General features: G+C 64.5%; 23 protein-coding genes. 16 read left to right on the top strand and 7 right to left on the bottom strand.

Features of this window, described 5'->3' with window-relative positions; translation table 11 throughout:
- The first annotated feature begins 10 nt into the window (after window positions 1–10).
- The 13 genes from HNR59_RS19325 to HNR59_RS19385 all read left to right on the top strand — a co-directional run bounded on the left by HNR59_RS19325 (window position 11) and on the right by HNR59_RS19385 (window position 12,267).
- A complete protein-coding gene (locus tag HNR59_RS19325; RefSeq protein WP_183832721.1) occupies window positions 11–1,999 on the top strand; it encodes a conjugal transfer protein TraG in 1,989 nt (662 codons plus the stop codon).
- A 4-nt stretch (window positions 2,000–2,003) separates the two neighbouring features.
- Window positions 2,004–2,432 (top strand): CopG family transcriptional regulator, encoded by a 429-nt coding sequence (locus HNR59_RS19330; RefSeq protein ID WP_183832723.1) that lies wholly within the window; start codon window positions 2,004–2,006, stop codon window positions 2,430–2,432.
- A 183-nt stretch (window positions 2,433–2,615) separates the two neighbouring features.
- A complete protein-coding gene (gene trbB, locus HNR59_RS19335) occupies window positions 2,616–3,614 on the top strand; it encodes a P-type conjugative transfer ATPase TrbB (RefSeq protein ID WP_183832725.1) in 999 nt (332 codons plus the stop codon).
- On the top strand, window positions 3,611–3,943 hold the full coding sequence (locus HNR59_RS19340) for a TrbC/VirB2 family type IV secretion system protein (RefSeq protein WP_183832727.1): 333 nt from the start codon (window positions 3,611–3,613) through the stop codon (window positions 3,941–3,943). The genes trbB and HNR59_RS19340 overlap by 4 nt, the downstream gene beginning before the upstream one ends.
- Entirely contained in the window at window positions 3,943–4,224 is a 282-nt protein-coding gene (locus HNR59_RS19345; RefSeq protein WP_183832729.1) for a VirB3 family type IV secretion system protein, read from the top strand. Before HNR59_RS19340 ends, HNR59_RS19345 begins: the two co-directional genes overlap by 1 nt.
- 10 nt (window positions 4,225–4,234) lie before the next feature.
- Window positions 4,235–6,745 (top strand): conjugal transfer protein TrbE, encoded by a 2,511-nt coding sequence (gene trbE / locus HNR59_RS19350; protein ID WP_183832731.1) that lies wholly within the window; start codon window positions 4,235–4,237, stop codon window positions 6,743–6,745.
- Window positions 6,742–7,524: a P-type conjugative transfer protein TrbJ gene (gene trbJ / locus HNR59_RS19355; RefSeq protein WP_183832733.1), complete on the top strand. Its 783-nt coding sequence runs from the start codon at window positions 6,742–6,744 to the stop codon at window positions 7,522–7,524. Before trbE ends, trbJ begins: the two co-directional genes overlap by 4 nt.
- A gap of 16 nt (window positions 7,525–7,540) precedes the next feature.
- Window positions 7,541–7,828 carry a putative entry exclusion protein TrbK-alt gene (gene trbK-alt, locus HNR59_RS19360; RefSeq protein WP_183832735.1) on the top strand — a complete coding sequence of 96 codons (288 nt, stop codon included), beginning with the start codon at window positions 7,541–7,543 and terminating at the stop codon, window positions 7,826–7,828.
- Between the two features lie 3 nt (window positions 7,829–7,831).
- Window positions 7,832–9,184 carry a P-type conjugative transfer protein TrbL gene (trbL, locus tag HNR59_RS19365; protein ID WP_183832737.1) on the top strand — a complete coding sequence of 451 codons (1,353 nt, stop codon included), beginning with the start codon at window positions 7,832–7,834 and terminating at the stop codon, window positions 9,182–9,184.
- Window positions 9,181–9,870 (top strand): conjugal transfer protein TrbF, encoded by a 690-nt coding sequence (gene trbF / locus HNR59_RS19370; RefSeq protein ID WP_183832739.1) that lies wholly within the window; start codon window positions 9,181–9,183, stop codon window positions 9,868–9,870. Before trbL ends, trbF begins: the two co-directional genes overlap by 4 nt.
- Window positions 9,867–10,889 (top strand): P-type conjugative transfer protein TrbG, encoded by a 1,023-nt coding sequence (trbG, locus tag HNR59_RS19375; RefSeq protein ID WP_183832741.1) that lies wholly within the window; start codon window positions 9,867–9,869, stop codon window positions 10,887–10,889. The genes trbF and trbG overlap by 4 nt, the downstream gene beginning before the upstream one ends.
- Window positions 10,886–12,025 carry a TraB/TrbI/VirB10 family type IV secretion system protein gene (locus tag HNR59_RS19380; protein ID WP_183832743.1) on the top strand — a complete coding sequence of 380 codons (1,140 nt, stop codon included), beginning with the start codon at window positions 10,886–10,888 and terminating at the stop codon, window positions 12,023–12,025. The genes trbG and HNR59_RS19380 overlap by 4 nt, the downstream gene beginning before the upstream one ends.
- A 2-nt stretch (window positions 12,026–12,027) precedes the next feature.
- Window positions 12,028–12,267 carry a DUF2274 domain-containing protein gene (locus HNR59_RS19385; RefSeq protein WP_183832745.1) on the top strand — a complete coding sequence of 80 codons (240 nt, stop codon included), beginning with the start codon at window positions 12,028–12,030 and terminating at the stop codon, window positions 12,265–12,267.
- Here the strand turns inward: HNR59_RS19385 and HNR59_RS19390 are convergent.
- Complete coding sequence (locus tag HNR59_RS19390) at window positions 12,224–13,159, bottom strand: LysR family transcriptional regulator (RefSeq protein WP_183832747.1); 936 nt, start codon at window positions 13,157–13,159, stop codon at window positions 12,224–12,226. The two genes, HNR59_RS19385 and HNR59_RS19390, sit on opposite strands and share 44 nt — an antisense overlap.
- A gap of 145 nt (window positions 13,160–13,304) precedes the next feature.
- Window positions 13,305–14,177, bottom strand: coding sequence for an MBL fold metallo-hydrolase (locus tag HNR59_RS19395; RefSeq protein WP_183832749.1), 873 nt, complete (start codon window positions 14,175–14,177; stop codon window positions 13,305–13,307).
- Between the two features lie 318 nt (window positions 14,178–14,495).
- Between HNR59_RS19395 and HNR59_RS19400 the strand changes: the two genes are divergently transcribed.
- Both HNR59_RS19400 and nrtS read left to right on the top strand, forming a co-directional pair.
- Window positions 14,496–15,557, top strand: coding sequence for a maleylacetate reductase (locus HNR59_RS19400; RefSeq protein WP_183832751.1), 1,062 nt, complete (start codon window positions 14,496–14,498; stop codon window positions 15,555–15,557).
- Window positions 15,558–15,563: 6 nt separating this feature from the next.
- Window positions 15,564–15,848 (top strand): nitrate/nitrite transporter NrtS, encoded by a 285-nt coding sequence (gene nrtS / locus HNR59_RS19405; RefSeq protein WP_183832753.1) that lies wholly within the window; start codon window positions 15,564–15,566, stop codon window positions 15,846–15,848.
- Between the two features lie 91 nt (window positions 15,849–15,939).
- On the opposite strand, the gene HNR59_RS19410 is transcribed toward nrtS, so the two are convergent.
- The 5 genes from HNR59_RS19410 to HNR59_RS19430 form a co-directional block, all read right to left on the bottom strand.
- The gene (locus HNR59_RS19410; RefSeq protein ID WP_183832754.1) at window positions 15,940–16,218 is read right to left on the bottom strand and encodes an OsmC family protein; all 279 of its coding nucleotides are present in this window, start codon (window positions 16,216–16,218) and stop codon (window positions 15,940–15,942) included.
- A gap of 68 nt (window positions 16,219–16,286) precedes the next feature.
- Complete coding sequence (locus tag HNR59_RS19415; protein ID WP_183832756.1) at window positions 16,287–16,697, bottom strand: acyl-CoA thioesterase; 411 nt, start codon at window positions 16,695–16,697, stop codon at window positions 16,287–16,289.
- The gene (locus HNR59_RS19420) at window positions 16,697–18,496 is read right to left on the bottom strand and encodes an FAD-dependent oxidoreductase (protein WP_183832758.1); all 1,800 of its coding nucleotides are present in this window, start codon (window positions 18,494–18,496) and stop codon (window positions 16,697–16,699) included. Before HNR59_RS19420 ends, HNR59_RS19415 begins: the two co-directional genes overlap by 1 nt.
- 148 nt (window positions 18,497–18,644) lie before the next feature.
- Window positions 18,645–19,421 carry a chlorocatechol 1,2-dioxygenase gene (locus tag HNR59_RS19425; protein ID WP_183832760.1) on the bottom strand — a complete coding sequence of 259 codons (777 nt, stop codon included), beginning with the start codon at window positions 19,419–19,421 and terminating at the stop codon, window positions 18,645–18,647.
- Window positions 19,422–19,485: 64 nt separating this feature from the next.
- Window positions 19,486–20,433 (bottom strand): LysR family transcriptional regulator, encoded by a 948-nt coding sequence (locus HNR59_RS19430; RefSeq protein ID WP_183832762.1) that lies wholly within the window; start codon window positions 20,431–20,433, stop codon window positions 19,486–19,488.
- Window positions 20,434–20,530: 97 nt separating this feature from the next.
- On the opposite strand from HNR59_RS19430, the gene HNR59_RS19435 reads away from it, so the two are divergent.
- Complete coding sequence (locus HNR59_RS19435) at window positions 20,531–21,676, top strand: muconate/chloromuconate family cycloisomerase (RefSeq protein WP_183832764.1); 1,146 nt, start codon at window positions 20,531–20,533, stop codon at window positions 21,674–21,676.
- Window position 21,677: the final 1 nt, after the last annotated feature.

The raw sequence follows: 21,677 nt of genomic DNA on the forward strand, positions 1-21,677 counted from the left end.
ACCATCGCCCATGTCCGCGACGAAAATCCTCTGGGGACAGATCAGTATCGTCTTCCTCATCATCCTCGCCACCACCTGGGGCTCGACGCAATACGTTGCCTGGAGCCTCGGCTATCAGCCCCAGCTCGGGCCGCCCTGGTTCGTGCTCTTCGGCGTGCCGGTCTACTATCCGCCCGCGATCTTCTGGTGGTGGTATTTCTATGAAGCCTATGCGCCACCGATCTTCGCCAAAGGCGGGATCATCGCGGCCTCGGGCGGCTTCATCGCCATTGCGGTCGCCATCGGCATGTCGGTCTGGCGGGCGCGCGAGGCCAGGAACGTCGTCACCTATGGTTCGGCGCGATGGGCCGAGAAGTCCGAGATCAGGGCCGCGCGCCTCCTCGATCCCGATGGTGTCGTCCTCGGCCGATACGAGAAGGAATATCTGCGCCATGACGGGCCGGAGCATGTGTTGTGCTTCGCGCCGACCCGATCCGGCAAGGGCGTCGGACTGGTCATCCCGTCGCTCCTGACCTGGCCGGGCTCGGCGATTGTCCACGACATCAAGGGCGAGAACTGGCAGCTCACATCCGGTTTCCGCGCGCAGCATGGCCGCGTGCTGCTCTTCGATCCCACCAATCCGAACTCCTCGGCTTACAATCCGCTGCTCGAGGTGCGCCGCGGTCAGTGGGAGGTGCGCGACGTCCAGAACATTGCCGATATTCTGGTGGACCCGGAGGGTAGCCTCGACAAGCGAAACCACTGGGAAAAGACCTCCCATTCGCTCCTCGTCGGCGCGATCCTGCATGTCCTTTATGCCGAGCCGGACAAGACGCTGGCGGGCGTTGCCAAATTCCTCTCCGATCCCAAGCGCCCGGTCGAATCCACCCTGCTTGCCATGATGCGAACCCCGCATCTGGGGGAAGCGGGACCGCATCCCGTCGTCGCCAGCGCGGCGCGCGAGCTGCGCAACAAATCCGACAATGAAATGTCCGGCGTGCTGTCGACGGCCATGTCCTTCCTCGGCCTCTATCGCGACCCCGTGGTCGCCGAGGTGACGCGCCGGTGCGACTGGCGGATCAGCGATATCGTCGGGGGCGATCGGCCGACGACGCTCTACCTCGTCGTGCCGCCCTCCGACATCAACCGCACCAAGCCCCTGATGCGATTGCTGCTGAACCAGGTCGGCCGTCGCTTGACCGAGGATCTGCAGGAAAACGACGGCCGGCATCGCCTCTTGCTGATGCTGGATGAGTTTCCCGCGCTTGGGAGATTGGACTTCTTCGAGACCGCGCTGGCCTTCATGGCGGGTTACGGCCTCAAGAGCTTCCTGATCGCGCAGTCGCTGAACCAGATCGAGAAAGCCTATGGGCCGAACAACTCGATCCTCGACAATTGCCATGTCAGGGTGAGCTTTGCCACCAATGACGAACGCACGGCCAAGCGGGTCTCCGACGCACTCGGGACCGCCACCGAGATGAAGGCCATGAAGAACTATGCCGGGCACCGCCTTGCGCCCTGGCTCAGCCATCTCATGGTCTCGCGCTCGGAGACCGCGCGGCAGTTGCTCACGCCGGGCGAGATCATGCAGCTTCCGCCCGACGACGAGATCGTCATGGTCGCCGGCATCCCGCCGGTCCGGGCGAAGAAGGCGCGGTATTTCGAGGATGCGCGGTTCCGCGAACGCCTTCTCGCACCACCAGACCTGACGCCGCCCGACACGGCGCAGGCGGACGACTGGACCGCACTGCCGATTCCCGAGCGACCGGAATATTCCGGAGAAGAGCCTTCATCTGAACCGGCCGAGGATGAAGACCCGACGCAATCCGAACGCAGGCTGCAACCCGAACTCACCCGCGTGAAGCCGGTGGAGAAGAAGAAACCCATCGAGAACGAGTTCGAGGCGGGCCTGGCCGATGATCCTGACGAAGAAGCAGCGCAGAACCGGCGCATGATGACACATGCGCAGGGGATCGCCCGTCAAGTCTCGATGAACCCCGGCGACGGCATGGAACTCTAGCGACATGACCAATCCCCGGAAAAAGAGAAAGGTCACGGTTTATCTCGACCCGGCCATCGAGAAGTCCTTGGCGGACTTTGCCGCCCGCCGGGATCGCTCGCAGTCCATGATCGCAGAGGCTGCCATCGCGTCCTTCCTGTCACCCGATGATGCCGAGCGCCGGGAGGCGATCGTCGCCCGGCGCCTCGATCAGATCGACCGCCGCATCACGCGGATGGAACGCGATGTCGGCATCGCGGTCGAGACCCTGGCGGTCTTCATCCGCTTCTGGCTCGCCACGACGCCGGCCCTCCCGGAACCTGCTGCGAACGCGGCCAAGGCCAAGGTGGGAGAGCGGTATGAGGCATTCATCACCGCGCTCGGCCGACGGCTCGCCCAGGGGCCCAAGCTCCGGCAGGAGGTTTCCGAGGATGTGCCCGAATCAGAAAACTGACTGCCGCGCACCGGACAGAGGCGACGGGCACGGCTTCAGAACAGGGCAACACCGCCGTCTCCCTGTATTTTTATCCCACACTACTACGACGCCCGAAACTTGTTGAACCGACCCGTTTTGCGTCTCTTTTAGTGATCCCCAGTTGGGGATCGCATCTCGCCTCCCCGGTGGAACGGGGACGAGATGGCAGGCAGCAACCACAAACAGGCAAGTGTTGACCGCGGCGCGCGGATGCTCCGGACGGCGCTCGGGCCTGCCATCTCAACCTTGTTGCTGGAACCTTCCGTCGTCGAGGTCATGCTGAACCCCGATGGTCGAATCTGGGTGGACCGGCTGTCCGAGGGTCTGGCCGATACGGGCGAGACGCTCACTGCCGCCGATGGTGAGCGCATCGTCCGCCTGGTCGCGCATCATGTCGGCGCAGAGGTCCATGCCCGCTCCCCGCGCGTTTCGGCGGAACTGCCGGAAACCGGCGAGCGCTTTGAGGGCCTACTGCCGCCCGTCGTCGCAGCCCCGGCCTTCGCCATCCGCAAGCCCGCTGTGGCCGTGTTCAGCCTCGATGATTATGTCGCCGTCGGCATAATGAGCCGGATGCAGGCCGAAGCCCTGCGGCTGGCGGTCGCCACCCGCGCCAACATCCTCGTGGCGGGCGGCACCTCGACCGGCAAAACCACCCTGACCAACGCGCTGTTGGCCGAGGTCGCAAAGACCTCGGATCGCGTCGTGATCATCGAGGACACCCGCGAGCTTCAATGCTCCGCGCCGAACCTCGTCGCCATGCGCACCAAGGATGGCGTCGCCACCCTGTCGGAACTGGTGCGGTCCTCGCTGCGCCTGCGCCCTGATCGTATCCCGATCGGCGAGGTGCGCGGCGCCGAGGCGCTCGACCTGCTCAAAGCCTGGGGCACTGGCCATCCCGGCGGCATCGGCACCATCCATGCCGGGAGCGGGATCGGCGCGCTGCGCCGCCTCGAACAACTCATCCAGGAAGCCGTTGTCACCGTCCCGCGCGCCATGATCGCGGAGACCATCGACCTCGTGGCCGTCCTGGCCGGGCGCGGTTCTGCGCGCCGGCTGGCCGAACTCGCCCGCGTCGAAGGCCTCGGGCCGGACGGCGACTACCGGATTTCGCCCGCCTTTTCAGAACCCGCCACCACTCACGATTTAGGAGACCCCGAATGATCCGTCGCGCCTTCCGTATCCGCCATCACATCGCCACAGCGGCCGCCGTCACCTATGTAAGCCTCTTCATAGCACCCGCCGCCCATGCCTCGGGGTCTTCCATGCCCTGGGAAGCGCCGCTGCAATCCATCCTCGAATCCGTCGAGGGGCCGGTGGCCAAGATCGTGGCGGTGATCATCATCATCGTCACCGGCCTGACGCTGGCCTTCGGCGATACCGGCGGCGGCTTCAGGCGCCTGATCCAGATCGTGTTCGGCATCTCCATCGCCTTCGCGGCCTCATCCTTCTTCCTGTCCTTCTTCAGCTTCGGCGGCGGGGCGCTGGTCTGATGGCGGTCGCCTTCGAAGCGCTCGACGACGTGCCGGGCTTCTCGATTCCGGTTCACCGCGCCCTGACCGAGCCGATCCTGCTCGGCGGCGCACCACGCTCGGTCGCCATCCTTAACGGCACGCTCGCCGGTGCTATCGGTCTCGGTCTCCAGCTCTGGCTTGCCGGCATCCTGATGTGGGCGGTCGGGCACATCGCCGCCGTCTGGGCCGCGAAGCGCGATCCGCTCTTCGTCGAGGTCGTGCGCCGCCATCTGCGTATCCCCGGTCATCTTTCAGTGTGAGGCACGATCCATGATGAACCTTGCGGAGTACCGCCGCACCGCATCGCGCCTCGCCGACTACCTGCCCTGGGTGGCGCTGGTTGGCTCGGGCGTGGTCCTCAACAAGGACGGCTCGTTCCAGAGGACTGCGAAGTTTCGCGGACCGGATCTGGATTCCGCCGTCGCGGCCGAACTGGTTGCGGTCACCGGGCGTCTGAACAATGCCTTCCGCCGTCTGGGCTCGGGCTGGGCGATCTTCGTCGAGGCGCAGCGGACCGAGGCCGCGACCTATCCCGCGAGCCGCTTCCCCGATCCCGCCTCGGCGCTGGTCGATGCCGAACGCAAGGCCGATTTCGAAGAGGAAAGCAGCCATTTCGTCTCGGGCTACTTCCTGACCTTCTTGTGGCTTCCGCCCGCAGAAGACGCGGCACGTTCGGAATCCTGGCTTTACGAGGGCCGCGAGACCTCGGGCGTGAATCCCTGGGAACAGGTGCGCGGCTTCATCGACCGCACCGACCGCGTGCTGGCGCTGCTCGACGGGTTCATGCCCGAATGCCGCTGGCTCGATGACGCGGAGACGCTCACCTACCTCCATTCCACCATCTCGACCAACCGCCATCGCGTGCGCGTGCCCGAAATTCCGATGCACCTCGACGCGCTGCTGCCGGATCAGGCGCTGACCGGCGGGCTGGAACCGCGCCTGGGCAATCAGCATCTCCGGGTACTGACGATCACCGGCTTTCCAGGCGTCACGACTCCCGGCCTGCTCGACGAGTTGAACCGGCTGGCCTTTCCCTATCGGTGGTCCACCCGCGCCATTCTCATGGACAAGGTGGACGCGACGCGGCTGCTGACCCGTATCCGGCGCCAGTGGTTCGCCAAGCGCAAGTCCATCGCCGCCATCCTCAAGGAGGTGATGACCAACGAGCAATCCGCACTGGTCGATACCGATGCCGCGAACAAGGCCGCCGATGCGGACATGGCCTTGCAGGAACTCGGCGCCGACATGGCCGGCATGGCCTATGTCACCGCGACCGTCACCGTATGGGACGGGGACGCCCGCCGCGCCGACGAGAAGCTGCGGCTGGTCGAGAGGATCATCCAGTCCCGCGATTTCAGCGTCATGGTCGAGACGGTCAATGCCGTCGACTCCTGGCTCGGCAGCCTGCCCGGACATGCCTATGCCAATGTCCGGCAACCGCCGGTCTCGACGCTCAACCTTGCCCACATGGTGCCCTCAAGTGCCGTGTGGGCGGGCGAGGGGCGGGACGATCACTTCGGCGCACCCCCGCTGCTCTATGGCAGGACCGAAGGATCGACCCCGTTCCGGTTTTCCCTGCATGTCGGTGATGTCGGCCACACTCTCGTCGTCGGCCCGACCGGCGCGGGCAAGAGCGTGTTGCTGGCGCTGATGGCCTTGCAGTTCCGGCGCTATCCGCGCAGCCAGGTCTTTGCCTTCGACTTCGGCGGCTCGATCCGCGCCGCGTCGCTCGCCATGGGCGGTGACTGGCACGATCTTGGTGGCGAACTGACCGATGCAGCCGAGACATCCGTTTCGCTGCAACCGCTGGCGCGCATCCACGAGACGGCCGAGCGTGCCTGGGCGGCCGACTGGATCGTGGCGATCTTGACGCGCGAGAACATCCAGATCACCCCCGAGGTGAAGGAGCATATCTGGACGTCGCTGACCTCGCTCGCCTCGGCCCCGGTGGGGGAACGCACCATCACCGGCCTTGCCGTGCTGTTGCAATCGAACGACCTGAAACAGGCGCTGCGGGCCTACTGTGTCGGTGGTCCCTATGGTCGCCTGCTGGACGCCGAAAGCGAGCATCTGGGATCGGCGGACGTGCAGGCCTTCGAGATCGAGGGGCTGGTCGGGACCGGCGCCGCGCCTGCCGTCCTCTCCTACCTGTTCCATCGCATCGGGGACAGGTTGGACGGCCGGCCCACGTTGCTGATCATCGACGAGGGCTGGCTGGCGCTCGATGATGATGCCTTCGCGGAGCAGCTCCGTGAATGGCTCAAGACCCTTCGCAAGAAAAACGCCAGCGTCATCTTCGCCACGCAGTCGCTGTCGGATATCGACAATTCCGCCATCGCCCCGGCAATCATCGAAAGCTGCCCGACGCGGCTCCTTCTGCCCAACGAACGCGCGATCGAGCCGCAGATCACCGCGATCTATCGCCGCTTCGGCCTCAATGACCGGCAGATCGAGATCCTCGCACGGGCGACGCCCAAGCGCGACTACTACTGCCAGTCCCGGCGGGGTAACCGGCTGTTCGAACTGGGCCTGTCCGAAGTCGGTCTCGCGCTCTGCGCCGCGTCCGCCAAATCCGACCAGGCATTGATTGCCGAGATCTTCGCCGAGCACGGCCGAGACGGCTTCCTCGCCGCTTGGCTTCGAGCGCGCGGCGTCGACTGGGCGGCTGACCTGATCCCGGACCTCATCAATCTCGCGGTGGAAAGCGAGGACCTGCCACCGCTCGTCGTCGATGAAGACGAGTTCGGCATCACCCTGGAAGAAGAGGAGATCACTCCATGACGTACAAACTGCCCCGGTTCCCCCGCACGGCGAGCGCCTCGGTGCTCGCCCTCGCGCTCGCTGCCCCGCTGGCACTGGCCCCGGTGTTCACGACGCCTGCCCATGGCTTCTTCGGCGGCTTCGGCCGCATCGTCTACGACCCGACCAACCATGCCGAGAACCTGCTGACCGCCGCCCGGACGCTGGAGCAGATCAACAACCAGATCACCAGCCTCCAGAACGAGGCGCAGATGCTGATCAACCAGGCGCGCAATCTTGCGAGCCTGCCCCACAGTTCGCTTCAGGCGCTTCAGCAGAATGTCCAGCGCACCCAGCAGCTTCTCGGGCAGGCCCAGAACATCGCCTTCGATGTGCAGAACATCGACCAGATGTTCCAGCAGGACTACGGCAACCTGTCGCTGACCGCGACCGACCAGCAACTCATCGCCGATGCCCGGTCCCGCTGGGAGAACACCGTCGGTGGCCTCCAGGACGCCATGCGCGTCCAGGCCGGTGTCGTCGGCAATATTGACAGCAACCGTACCGAGATGTCGGCGCTGGTCGGCGAAAGCCAGGGCGCGACGGGTGCGCTTCAGGCAACCCAGGCCGGCAACCAGCTTCTCGCCCTGCAATCGCAGCAGCTCTCCGACCTGATCGCGGTGATTTCGGCAAACGGCCGCGCCGATGCCCTGACCGAGGCCGAACGTGCGACCGCCGCCGAACAGGGCCGCATCCAGCGCGAGCGCTTCCTGACGCCGGGCTCGGGCTACCAGCCCGGCAATGCGCAGATGTTCAACTGAGGAAAGGAGGCAGAGCATGGAGGGGAAGGTGCTGGCCCGGATCGCGGCCATCGTGTTCGTCGCGATCGCGATCACCGCAACGGTGATCGAGATGACGCGCGAGGATGATCCCGTGCCGACCAGCACCGCTCCCTCACTTCAGCCGCCGGCCGATCCCCTCCGCGCGACGCTGCGCTGGTGCCAGCAACTCGGCGAGGCGGCCGGCAGCGATGCCGATTGCCTCGCCGCCTGGGCCGAAAACCGCGACCGTTTCCTTGGCCGGACGCCAGCCCCGGCGACGCCGGCACCGAACGGAGGGCAGTGAACCATGGGCGGAACGGGCGTCATCGACAATTTTCTCGGCATCTTCACCAGCTATATCGACTCGGGCTTCGGCCTGCTCGGCGGCGAGGTTGCCTTTATCGCCACGACGCTGATCGTGATCGACGTGACGCTGGCGGCCCTGTTCTGGGCCTGGGGCGCCGATGATGACATCATTGCCCGACTGGTGAAAAAGACGCTCTTTGTCGGGGTCTTCGCCTATATCATCTCCAACTGGAACAACCTCGCCCGAATTGTCTTCGAGAGCTTCGCGGGCCTTGGTCTGATGGCCTCGGGCACCGGGTTTTCTGCCGCCGATCTTCTGCGCCCCGGCCGCGTCGCCCAGACCGGGCTCGAGGCCGGGCGACCGCTGCTCGAGAGCATCTCCGATCTGATGGGCTGGGTCGCGGTCTTCGAGAACCTCGTCCAGATTCTCTGCCTGTTCTTCGCCTGGGCGCTGGTGATCCTCGCCTTCTTCATCCTCGCCGTGCAGCTCTTCGTCACCCTGATCGAGTTCAAGCTCACGACCCTCGCGGGCTTCGTGCTGATCCCCTTCGGCCTGTTCGGAAAGACCGCCTTCATGGCCGAGCGCGTGCTGGGCAACGTCATCTCTTCCGGCATCAAGGTCCTGGTCCTCGCCGTGATCATCGGCATCGGATCGACGCTCTTCGGCCAGTTCACCGCGGGTTTCGGGGGTGTGACGCCGACCATCGATGACGCCATGGCGATTGTGCTGGCCGCCCTGTCTCTGCTGGGCCTCGGTATCTTCGGCCCTGGCATCGCCTCGGGACTGGTGTCCGGTGGGCCGCAACTCAGCGCGGGGGCGGCCATAGGCACCGGCCTTGCCGTTGGTGGCGCTGTGATCGGCGCCGGAGGGGCGAGCATGCTGGCGGCACGCGGGGCGGGTTCTGCACTCTCCGGTGGTGCCGCCCTCGCACGTGGCGGCGTCACCGCGGCGGGTGCTGCCTCGAGCGCCTACACGCTTGGCTTGATGGGCGGAGGTGGTCTCGCCGGCGGGATGGCTGGTGTAGCGCGCGCCGGGGCTGCTGCCGCGGCATCACCGCTCAAGAAGGCCTCCTCTCGCGCGGCTGGCGGGATCCAGTCCAGCTTCGTCGAGGGCGTCAAGGGCGGTGTTGCGGCGACGGGCGGAACCACCTCGATGGGCACGGTCGGCGGTGCGGCATCCGAGCATGGCAGCTCCGGCCCATCCTCCGCCGATGGCCCGCCTGCCTGGGCGAAGCGCATGCGCCATAGCCAGGCCGTGAGCCATGGCGTGCGCGCTGCCGCCCATGCCGTCCGGTCGGGTGACAGCCACGGCTCGGGCTCCTCCGTCAATCTCTCCGAAAGGGATCGCTCATGAACCTCTTCAGGCGCTCCGCCACCCATTATGGCAAGACACCTCAGCCAGAGACGCCTTACCAGAAGGCCGCGCAGGTCTGGGACGAGCGTATCGGCTCCGCCCGCGTTCAGGCCCGCAACTGGCGCTACATGGCCTTTGGCAGCCTGATCCTGGCGGCGGGTTTTGCCGGCGCCCTGGTCTGGCAATCCGCACGTGGCACGGTAGTGCCCTGGGTCGTTCAAGTCGATGCGCTCGGCGAGGCCCAGGCTGTCGCTCCGGCCTCCGCCGATTACGAGCCCACCGATCCCCAGATCGCCTTCCATCTCGGCCGCTTCATCGAACAGGTCCGGTCCATCCCCGCCGATCCGATCATCGTGCGGCAGAACTGGTTGCGCGCCTATGAGTTCACCACGGATCGCGGGGCGGCTGCTCTGAATGACTTTGCCCGCGCCAACGACCCGTTCACACGCGTCGGTCGTCAACAGATCGCCGTCGAGGTGTCCTCTGTCATTCGGGCCTCGCCGGGATCGTTCCGCGTCGCCTGGAGCGAGCGCCACTACGAGAACGGCCAACTTTCCACGACCGAGCGCTGGACCGCGATCCTGACCGTCGTGATCCAGACGCCGCGCAGCGCCGAGCGCCTGCGCGCCAATCCCCTCGGAATCTATGTCAACGCGATCAACTGGTCGCGGGAGATGAGTCAATGACCGCCTCGACCTTCCGTAACGCCGGGCTTCCGGTTTTCCGTAAACCCGTATTGGCGGCTTTGCTGCTTTCCGCCACCATGCTCGCAGGCTGCGCCACCAACCGGGTGCCGCAATTCAGCTACGATGAGTCCGTGCCGCCGCTGCCGACTCCGCCCGCGACCTCTGCCGAGGATCGTCCCCGGCCGCTGCATGTCCCGCCCGCCTGGACCGTGGCGCGCGGCGGCACCGCCGCCAGCACGCCCGATGGCCGCGTCGAGAACGCCAACGCCGCCGCCCGCGTCGAACCGCGCCGCGAGGGCTATTACAACGCCATCCAAATCTATCCGTGGAGCGAAGGCGCACTCTATCAGGTCTATGCCGCGCCGGGGCAGATCACCAATATTGCGCTGGAGCCGGGCGAGAGCCTGACCGGCGCGGGGCCGATTGCGGCGGGCGATACGACGCGCTGGATCATTGGCGACACCCAGAGCGGATCGGGGGCGAACACCCGCGTCCATATCCTCGTCAAGCCGACCCGCGAGGACATCTCGACCAATCTCGTGATCACCACAGATAGGCGGGTTTACACGATCGAACTGCGTGCGCGGGAAGCCCTCTACATGCCATCGGTCGCCTGGGCTTATCCCGCACCGCCGCCAGGTCAGCGGCAGGCCGTCGCGGCTTCGCCGACCATCCCGGCGCCGTCTGCGCGTAACCATCGCTATGGGTTGCAGATTCCGGGCGACAGCCCGCCCTGGCGTCCGGTCTCGGTCTTCGACGATGGCCGCCGCGTCTATGTGGTCTTCCCGGCGGGCATCGCGCAGGGCGAGATGCCGCCGCTCTTCGTCCTGGGTGCCGATGGCGAACCCCAGATCGTCAATTCCCGTATCCACCAGAACGTCCTGATCGTGGATCGCCTCTTCGGCGCGGCCGAACTGCGCCTCGGCAGCGGCGATCGCCAGCAGGTCGTCAGGATCGTCCGTATCGAGCAACGGCAGGCCGCCGCTCAGCCCGCAGCCACCGGAGACTCGCCGTCATGACAGACAACTCGATCACCGACACCGCTGCGCCCATGCGCCTGCGCGCCGCGCCTCCGCGTGTCACCCGTCTGTCCCGCAAGATGCTGGCAGGCGTCGGCGCTGTCGCGCTTCTCGGCATTGGTGGGGCGCTGATCTATGCCCTCCAGACCCGCGAGGCGGGGCCGGGAGGAGACGAGCTCTACTCCATCGAAAACCGGCCCACGGCGGACGGGCTCACGGGCTTGCCGTCAGACTATACCGGCCCGGTCCTTGGTCCGGCCTTGCCCGGCGATCTCGGACGGCCGATCCTCGACGCACAGGAGCGAGGCTTGCCGGTCGCGTCGCCGCCGATCGCCGGCCCCGCTGTCGATCCTGAGGAGGAACGCCGCCGCGCCGAGGAAGAAGCCGCGCGCCTGAGCAACGTGTTCTTCCAGACCGGCCCGCGCACGGGAGCGATGCCGGGAACGACCATGCCCGGCCTGGCCGGTCTCGGCGGGCGACCAGAGGGAACGGCCGGGCAGAACCGTCATGCCGCCTTCCTGGGCGGGCCGGTGGATCGGCAGACCGTTGCACCGGATCGTGTCACGCCGCCGGCCTCGCCCTGGATACTACAGGCCGGGGCCGTGATCCCGGCCGCGCTCATCACCGGCATCCGTTCAGACCTACCGGGTCAGATCACGGCTCAAGTGACCGAGAACGTCTATGACAGCCCGACCGGCAGTCTGCTCCTGATTCCGCAGGGAACACGCATCATCGGCCAGTACGATGATGGCGTGAGTTTCGGCCAGCGCCGCGTGTTGCTGGTGTGGAATCGCCTGATCCTGCCGGGCGGACGTTCAATAGTGCTGGAGCGCCTGCCGGGCGCGGACGCTTCTGGTTACGCTGGCCTTGAGGATGGCGTCGATTATCACTGGTGGGATCTGATGCGCGCGGCAGGTCTCTCGACACTGCTTGCCGTCGGAGTGGAGCTTGCCGCCAATGATGAGGATCGCCTGGTTCAGGCCATTCGGGACGGGGCCGTGGACACGATCAACCAGGCGGGCCAGCAGATCGTGCAGCGCCAGTTGCAGGTCGCGCCTACGCTGACGATCCGGCCCGGCTTCCCGGTCAGGATCATCGTGACGCGAGATTTGGTATTTGCGCCTGCAGGAGGTTGAACATGGTCAAGCTGAAACTCGGCCCGCTGCCCGACGACAAGCCGGTGAAAGTGACAGTGGAATTGCCCGCGCCGCTTCACCGCGATCTGATCGCCTATGCCGAGGTGCTGGCCCGCGAAACCGGCCAGCCCGTCGCCGATCCTGTCAGGCTCATCGTGCCGATGCTGGAGCGGTTCATCGCAACGGATCGGGCGTTTGCTAGGGCTCGGCGCTCCGTTCAATCGTCGAAGACACCTGGCTGACGGCCATTGCTTTCGCCATTGAGAGGAAGCGCCTGAAGGCGGGATTGTCGTTCCTTGCCGACCAGACTGCCGAGAAGGGAAGGACTTCCCCGAGGATCGGGCGGTAGGTCACGCCGGGGAACCGTGCGACGGTCATCGCCTCGCTTACCAGTGTCAGTTCCCGGCCAATCGCCACCAGCGGCAGGAGATTGTCCCGCCCGACCGATTGCACCTGGATCTGCGGGTGCAGGCCCAGTTCCGCCAGTTCGCGCACCAGATGATCGTGGATCTCCTGGCCTGGCGCCGCCTCGGTGACAACGAAGGGCTCCACGATCAAATCCCGCCAGGTAAGCTCGGAGTGGCGCGCAAGGCGGTGGTGGTCCGGCAGCACCGCGAAAATGCGCTCCGACCACAGAGGCGTGCGCTCGCAATCCGGCCAGTCTCTCGTTCCGGTGATGAAGGCGACGTCGAGGCTGAGTTGCCGAATCGCCGCGACGTGTTCGTCCGGATTGCCGTCGATCAGTTCGATCCGCACCCTGCCATGCCGCTCCCCATAGGCGCGCAGCAGTTCGGCCAGGAAGCCCGAGGCGATGGAGGAATAGATGCCGATTCGGACACGTCCGTTCTCGGATCGGCCGACCGAACCCACGTCAGTCGCCCCCTCGCCAATGACCCTGATGGCCTTGCGCGCGCGTCGCAGAAAGCGCTCGCCGGCATAGGTCAGGGATACGCCCCATGTGTGCCGGTGAAACAGGGATGCCCCGATCTCGTCCTCAAGATCAGCGATGCAGCGACTGACCGCTGCTGGTGACCGTTCGAGGGCAGTTCCCGCCTTGCGGAAGCTGCCATGCTCGGCCGCAGCCACGAAGTAGCGGAGATGGCGAAGCTCGATCGCATCGAGGGGCTTCGCCATCAAATCAGTTCCCTTTACACCGACCAACCGATTGACATGACTGGCAGATCAAACTCAGCAGGTGAACCGAAAAGTTTGCGACAGCGCCCTATCGGCAGCTTCCTACCCGGCAACACATTGATTCCTATCAACAGTTATGAGATCTTCAGGCCCGTCTTAGAGCATATCCACCTGAGCGGCTCTCTACGTAGCCCGCGCATTCGCCTGGAAAGTGGCCACAAAATATGAGCGTCCCGGCACGGCAATACTCTTCAAGTTTTCGACGGCGTATCGTTGCGGCGGCCGCCGGATCGGCGCAAAAAAGCGTCGACGTGCCCGGCGAGGTCATTTGCAGCGGATGATGCATGAGATCCGCGTTGAAGGCGGCGAGCGTCTCCCCGTTCGGGCGAAATTCAAGGCCGATCATTCCGGGCGAGTGGCCTGCGAGGTCCACAACGTAAAGTCCGGGCGCGATCTCATCCCCGGCGGCCACGGTCTCGACAAGCCCTGCCTGCAGCACCGGCTCAACACAGTCCAGAATGGAAGAAGACATGTAGGGAAACTCGCCGTGCCGGGCGGTCCAGAAGGCAAGTTCGGCCTCCGACACAAGGTGCCGGGCGTTGGCAAACGTCGGTCGCCATTCGTTGCCGTGCCGGCGTGTCAGCCAGCCGGTATGATCCATGTGCAAATGGGTCAGGAAGACGATGTCGATGTCCTCGGGAGCCAGACCGGCCAGCCCCAGTTGGTTGAGCCAATCGGATTTCCCTTGGTGCCAGTCGGGGCGGGCGGGGAAATTGCCATCTTCGCCGACCGCACAATCCACGAGTATGTTGTGGCCGGGCATCTGGATCAGGAACGACTGGTAGGCGAGAATCAACCTGTCGGTGTCGTCCTCCATGTAGTCCGGAACCAGCCAACCGCGGTTTGCTTCGACGATGCCGGACGGGAATTCGCGGAGCAGCTCCGACGCGGGGCGGGTCGGGCTGACGCAATCCACGAGTGCGTCTACCCGCAGGTCTCCCACGTAATGGGTGGTCATTCGCGGAAGCGGTCCGGTCGTCATTGGTGTGTCCCTAGTCTGGAGTTTCGGCGTCGCTCTACGTGGGCCGAGCGACGGCAGGTGCTTCGCGAAACATGCAGGTGCCGACCTTTGGGTTCCAATACTTCTCCGCACGACTTCGGATACCGGTCTGGTATGGATACAAATCCGCACGAATGCTGAAGGGAACTTAGCCCTGAAGCCAAGCTGGAGACTCGTGGGAATCCGGGCATTACTGAATCGGTATCGCTCGCGGACGCCATTGATATTGGCATTCGGAGCGGAGAGTTCCGAAAGTAACTGAAAAGAGGACATCCCATGAAACCCTTCACTTACACGGCTTTGCCGGCGCGCGTCATATTTGGGGTGGGTACCACCGACAGACTCCCCGACGAACTTGAACGCCTGGGCGTGAAACGCGCCATGATCCTCACGACGGCGCCGCAGGCCGATCAGGGCCGGGAACTGGCCGACCTTCTCGGGGCCCGCTCCGCCGGGCTCTACACCGGTGCGGCCATGCATACGCCCGTCGAGATCACGGAAGAGGCGCTGGCCCGGTACGAGGACTTGCGAGCCGACGGGGTCGTCTCAATCGGCGGGGGGTCGACCATCGGGCTTGGCAAGGCGATCGCGCTGCGTACAGATGCGCCGCAGATCGTGCTGCCGACGTCCTACGCCGGCTCGGAAATGACTTCGATCATCGGGCAGACCGAACAAGGGCGGAAGACCACCCAGAAGACCCTGAAAGTGTTGCCAGAAACGGTGATTTATGACGTCCGCTACACGCTTTCGCTCCCGGCCGTCATGACCGTGACATCCGGCATGAACGCCATCGCCCACGCCGTCGAGGCCCTTTATGCCGAAGGCGCCAACCCCGTTCTCTCGCTGATGGCGGAGGACGGCATCGCAAAGATGACTGCGGCGCTGTCGCGGGTCCGCGCGGCCCCGGCCGATCTCGACGCCCGCTCGGACGCGCTCTACGGGGCCTGGCTCTGTGCGGTTTGCCTCGGCTCGGGCGGCGTGGCCCTGCATCACAAGCTGTGTCACGTGCTAGGCGGGTCGTTCGATCTGCCGCACGCAGAGACCCATACCGTCGTCTTGCCGCATGCGCTGGCCTACAACGCGCCCGCAGTTCCCGAGGCCATGGCCGCAATGCGGCGCGCGACGGGCTCGCAGAACCCGGCGGCGGCCTTGTTCGACCTGTCCCGCGAGAGCGGTGCTCCAACGGCGCTGAAGGACCTTGGCATGCCCGAGGAGGGCATTGATCGTGCGGTCGAGATCACGCTCGAAAACCCCTACTTCAATCCCCATCCACTGGAACGCGACGCCCTGCAGGCCCTGATGCGCGCCGCCTGGGCCGGCGAACGGCCGAGCTCCTGATCGCCGATGTCCAGGGCGCCGAGAAGATACCTGGCCTTCCGCCAATCGGTCGTCGTCAGGGCCGCGGTAATCGCGGCCATCGTCGGCCCGGTTCTCGCGATCATCAACCATGGCGACACGCTTCTGGCGGGCGAGTTGCATCTGTCCGAGGCGGTCAAGATTATCATCACCTTCCTGGTCCCCTACACTGTCTCCACGGTGTCCTCAGTGTTCTCGATCCGTGAACAAGAGGCCCTTCTTTCCCAGTTGGGCGATCCCACGCCCGTCGGAAGTAGCCCTAGCTCCCCGTGACCCGGTCCATCCCGGAACCGCTTCGCCCAAAATGAAACGGCCCTGAGATACGCGTGCGTCTCGGGGCCGTTTCGGCTGCTTTTCGACTCGATCAGAGTTCCTTGCCGTTCAGCTGAAGTCGGGTGTGCGTCGGCACCTGCGAGATCAGCGCCTGCATCGCCATGCAGGCTTCTTCTGAAACCTGGACGAGCTTTTCGATTGCCTCCGCCGGATGTTTCGACTCGACCACGACGTGAGTTTCCACCCCCGCGCATCTTGCCTTGAATGCCCTTTCCTTCTCGGCATCCGTCACCAGCGTCGTCGAGAAATTGGTCCGTTGCTCGATCGTCAGCCGCTCGATGTCGAGTTTGTGCGGGCGAAGAATGCGCAAAGGTGTGTCAGCAGGCCCAGACGATGGGGTGTGGCCCGCCGGCTGTTCCATGCGCCCTGGCACGGGCATCAGTTTTCTGAGCTTCGTGAGGCCGCGACGTCCACGGATCGCGGCCGTCCTTGCGGATCGAGCGCCACGAATGTGAAATTCGCCTGGGTGACTTTCTCGCTCTCAATGCTGTCGCGGCTCCGGCGCCAGGCTTCGACATGGATCCGCATCGAACTGCGGCCGACGGAGACCAGATCGGCGAAGAGTGAAACCTCGTCGCCCACCCTTACGGGGCGGAGAAACCGCATTGCCTCGACCGCGATTGTGGCGCTTCGCCCTCGTGCGGTGCTTGCGGCAAGACAGCCCGCGGCGAGATCCATCTGAGACATCAGCCATCCGCCAAAGATATCGCCGGCGGGATTTGTATCCGCCGGCATGGCGACCGTTCGGATCGCCGGGTTCTTCGAAGGCGGCAGGCCGCGGTCAGACATCAGACCGCAACCGCCTTGACGGGCCGCGCTGCGCCATTCGCGGGCGCTCTCTTGCGCCCGAGGACCTGGGCCATGACGGCAATGAGATCTTCGCTCGCGCTATCGGAAATCGCGTCCGAGCGGTAAGCGATATGGAAATCCGGCCGCACGAGCAGGGCTCCGCTGTCGGTCGTGCCGCGCATTGCCGCGAACTCGCCGTACTGATCCTCGAGGGCCTGTCCGGTGCCGATCACGTGAACATCTATTTCAACGCCGAGTTTCTCCTTCGCGGCAGCTGCGGCGTCCTTCCAGCCATCCCCCCCAATCCCGGTAAGGATCGTGAAGCGACCTTGGCCGCAGAGATCCTTAGTCGAGATCCTGTGCCCGCCATTGCGGTATACCCAGACGTGGGGAACTGGGGCACCGGGGCGCGATGAGGCCTGGTGGTAGAGCTCTTCATCGGCGAAGACTTCAGCCGCCGAGCCGTCGGGAACGATCGCATCGCTCGTGTAGCGCTGGTTCATCTCTACGCCGTGCGCGTTATAGACGTAGTCGGTTCCCGCGATGGCTTTCCGCAGCGCCTCCCGCTGCGCCTCGCCCTCATGGCCGGCCTCCTTGCGTTTGGCCATGTTGGCGTACATCTCGTCGATGCTCTTGGCCTGCGGCAGCCCCAATGCAACCGCGATTGGCGGGAAATCTCCCAGGGACTTGTTTGCGCGTTGCACGATCTGCTTGGCGACCGGCGCGCGTTCCGTCGTGTAGGTATCAAGCAGGCTCGGGTCGGCCTGACCCTTGAGCACCATCGCGATTTTCCAAGCGAGGTTGAAGCTGTCCTGGATCGACGTGTTGGACCCGAGGCCGTTTGTCGGCGGATGCCGGTGGATGGCGTCGCCCGCAGCGAAGACCCGACCCTTTTGCAACGTCGTGGCGTACATGTCGTTGACGGTCCAGGTGGAGGTGCTCTCGATCTTCACCGGCACATCGTGATCGCCGATAAGGTTGTGAACGATCTTGCGGGCGAATTCTTCGGTGATGTCGGGCGGTCCTTGCTCGACGTCATAGCCCCAGATCGCCAGCCATTTGTTCCAGGGCCGCACCATACGGACCACGCCGATCCCGAGCCCACCGATGTCCGAGCCAGGCTGGATGACCCAGTAGAGCACGGAGGGACGGTGCGCGACGTATTTCGTCAGGTCGCACTCGAACAGTATGTTGATTGAGCCGGACTTGCCCATTTCACCTTCGAGCGGCAGGTCGAGATCGCTGACGACTCTGCTGTTGGCGCCGTCCGCTCCGATCATGTATTTCGCCCGCACTTCGAATTCCTCGCCCGAAAGACCGTCGCGCAGCCGTGCCGTTACGCCGTTGCGATCCTGAGTGTGAGACAGATACTCGGTGTCGAAGCGCAGCTTTGCGCCGTCGCGTGCCGATGAGCCGATCAGGATCGGTTCGAGATAGGTCTGCGGGAGGTCGCACATCGCGGTCGGCGAGGACTCGTCATAGTCGGCGCGGCGGCGCACATCGGTGCCCCATGTGCGGATGCGTCCGAACTCCTCGCCGGCGACCGAAGCGCAGATCGTATTCTCGCCCATGAGCTCGTTCGGGGTAGCGTAAAGTTTGACCTCCTTCTCGAGACCGAGGTCGCGCAGCACCTCCATGGTGCGCTGGTTGGTGATATGCGCCCGTGGCGTGTTGGCGACCCAGCCATATTTGTTAACCAGCATGGTCTTGATCCCGTAACGGGCGAGCAGCGCGGCGGCACCTCCACCGGCAGGTCCGGATCCGATCACCAGGACATCAGTTTCAATTCTCGCGGACATGTGTTTCCTCCGTAAGGTTTGCCCAGGCCTAAGGTCGCCTGCCTTGGCAAGGCGGGACCGTTCTGGCGCGGCAAGGGAAATGGTTTTCCTGTGGCCCGGACGTCGCCGGCGGGGATGGGGGGCCGGGCCATGCCCGGCCACTCGGTCATCAGGCAGCTTTTTCGCTTCCGGCTTCCGCGCGCGGATCGAGGGTGAAGTTCACCTCCATCACGCGGACGTCGCCTTCATAGACCTCCGGCACCATGAACTCGGAGCCGCCGCCGTTGCAGCAGTCGTCGTCGATATACTGGTCGCCTTCAAAATAGGCCTGGCTGATCAGATCGCGCATACCGTCGGCGTGGATCCAGTAGTGGATATGCGCCGGGCGCCACGAGTGCCACTGCATGTATGTCTCGAGCAGCTCGCCGGTAGGACCGGCGTTCGGGATCTGGTAGGGAACCGGCAGGATCGAGCGGCATTCGTAGCTACCGTCGGCCGCGGTCGTGATTTTTCCGCGGTAGTACTGCGGCGGGATATTGTCGTGGATGCCCGAGTACTTGCCGTCCGGGGTCGCATGCCAGACGTCGATCACAGCGCCGGCGACGGGCTGACCATTGAGACCGGTCACCTTGCCACGCATCACCATCTTGGGATGGCCGGCGTCCTGGTCGCGGATCGCCAGTGTCTCGGCCACGTTCGGTGCATTCTGGACGAAGTAGGGACCCTGGATGCAGGCGTGCGAGCCGCGGCGCTTCTCGTTCTCGATCTCGACAATGGTCGAGTTGAAAAACACGTCGATCAGCAGCGGGATCTCACCCGCACCTTGGGTCTTCGCGAGGTGCTGGAACCCGGCACGGTATTCATCGAAGGTGACTTCGTGCCTGCGAAGGACGTCGCGAACGGCTTCGACGATGTCCAGGGTGATGTCTTTGGTCCGGTTTGACATGTGCCTCTCCTCCTAAAGTGACTGCATTTGTCGCCTGGACCCTACGACCGACCAGATAATACTCTCAAATACCTTTTTTCTCGATTTCAAATACCGAATCCGTATCTCTCTGTGTGGCAAACTTCCCGGGATCGAGGGAAATCGAATGGAGACAATTGAGAAAGTGCTCCAGGATTGGCGCTTTCCGTTCGCTCGAATAGGCGCAGGCGATCTGGGCGCGGATGGGACAGTCGGCAATCGGCAGGAAGCGAAGCGTCGGAAATCGGAGCGCCGCGACTGATTCCGGCACGATGCTGCATCGCTTCCCGCTTGCCGTCAGCGCAAGACCGGCTGTGGTGTCGACGGCAGTGCTGTGAACCGGTGGAGTGATCGCCATTTCAGCAAATGCAGCAAGCACGGCATCGGCGAAGCTGGGGCGGTCGCCGCTTGGAAAGAGTACGAGCGGCAAGGTCGCCACATCCGCCATCGTGACTTCTGACCCTGAAGCGAGTGCCAGGTCCTGTGGGATCGCCGCAAAAAGTCTCTCATCGGCTACCTTCTCTACGGTTATGTCGGGTTCCACCGGATAGAACCGCGCAAAGCCGATATGGATCCGCCCGTCCCTGAGCGCATTGATCTGTTCCTGCTTGCCCATGCGGGTCAGAGAGATTTCTGTCTCAGGCAGCGCTCGTTGAAACGCGCGGAGGGCAACCGGCACGGCCAGGTAGACCGGCGACCCGAAGAACGCGACATCGAGTTGCCCGATCTCGCCGGCATGCGCCGCCCGCGTGCGATCGACAGCCAGGGACGCATGGGCAAGAACCCGCTGCGCATCCTGCAGGAACGTCCGCCCGGCTTCCGTCAGCGTCACCCCCTTCGGCGTGCGATTGAACAACGGCGCGCCAAGTTCGTACTCCAGCGCCTGGATCTGCCGGCTGATCGGCGGTTGCGAGATGTGCAGCTTCTCAGCTGCCCGGCCAATGTTGCCCTCTTCGGCCACGGCAACGAAGTACCTGAGCTGACGAAACTCCATCCTGATACCTTTCCCGTATTTAGAAGCGCATCCATCGGTATTTTACCGCAAGATGCCGCCTGCGCAAAATGGGTTCAACCGAATTTAGAGGCACCCCATGCTCACGACACTCGACACCATACCGGAAGTAGCACGCATCGACCGCGTACAGACGACGATCGTCGACCTTCCCTTTCGTCGCCTCCAGAAATTCGCGCGTTTCGAGGCCCGCAACCAAAGCTCCCTGTTGATCAGGATCAATACCAGTTGCGGGGCCGAAGGCATCGGCGAGGCAATCGTGCCCTGCGGGCCGTGGTGGTCTGGCGACAGTATCGAAGCGATGCAGATCACGATCGAGCGATACCTTGCGCCGGCGCTGATCGGCCAGAACCCCTACGATATCGACCGGCTGATGTCGGAACTTGGCGGACTCGTGCGGGACAACCGGTTTGCGAAGGCGGGCGTCGAAATGGCGCTCATGGATTTGGTCGGCAAGCTGCTCGACGTGCCCTGTCAGGTGCTTCTGGGTGGGATGCGCCGCGACGCCTGCCCGGTGGCCTGGCCGATTGCCAGCGGCGATGCCGCACGGGATGCCGATGAGATCGAAGCGATGCTCGCCTCCGGTCGGGCCTCGGCCTTCAAGGTCAAGATGGGTGCGACACGGATCCGAGATGATATTGTCCGTATCGAAAGACTGGCATGTGCTATTGATGGGCGCGCCGGTCTCAGGGTCGATCCCAACGAGTCCTGGACAGAGATTGAGGCGCTCGGCGCCCTTTCCGAACTCGCGCGGATCGGCGTCGAACTGATCGAACAGCCGCTTGAGCGGCGTGCAATCGACGCCTCTGCGAGGCTGGCTGCGAAGTCACCTGTGCCGATCATGATCGACGAAGGGGTGCAGACCGAGGCCGACACGATCGAGGTGGTTCGCAAGCACGCAGCTCACCTGATTTCGCTCAAGCTGATGAAAGCGGGTGGCATGCGCGCCTCGAAGCGTATGGCCGACATCGCTGAAGCGGCGGGCATCCCGCTCTACCTCGGGACGTTTCTCGAAACGTCGCTCGGCACGGCCGCCGGGCTGCACCTTGGGGCCGGGGTCGGCCTGCTGCCGCTCGGCGGCGAAATCATCGGCCCCATGCTGCTTGCTGAGGATATCGCGGCAAATCCGGTCTCCTACAGAAATGGAGCAGCGCAGCTTCCGGAAGGTCCGGGCCTCGGCATCGAACTCGACGAAGACCGGGTCCGCCGATTCACCCGCGCGTGAT

The organism is Aquamicrobium lusatiense, from assembly GCF_014201615.1.
In the GTDB taxonomy this organism is placed as follows: domain Bacteria; phylum Pseudomonadota; class Alphaproteobacteria; order Rhizobiales; family Rhizobiaceae; genus Mesorhizobium; species Mesorhizobium lusatiense.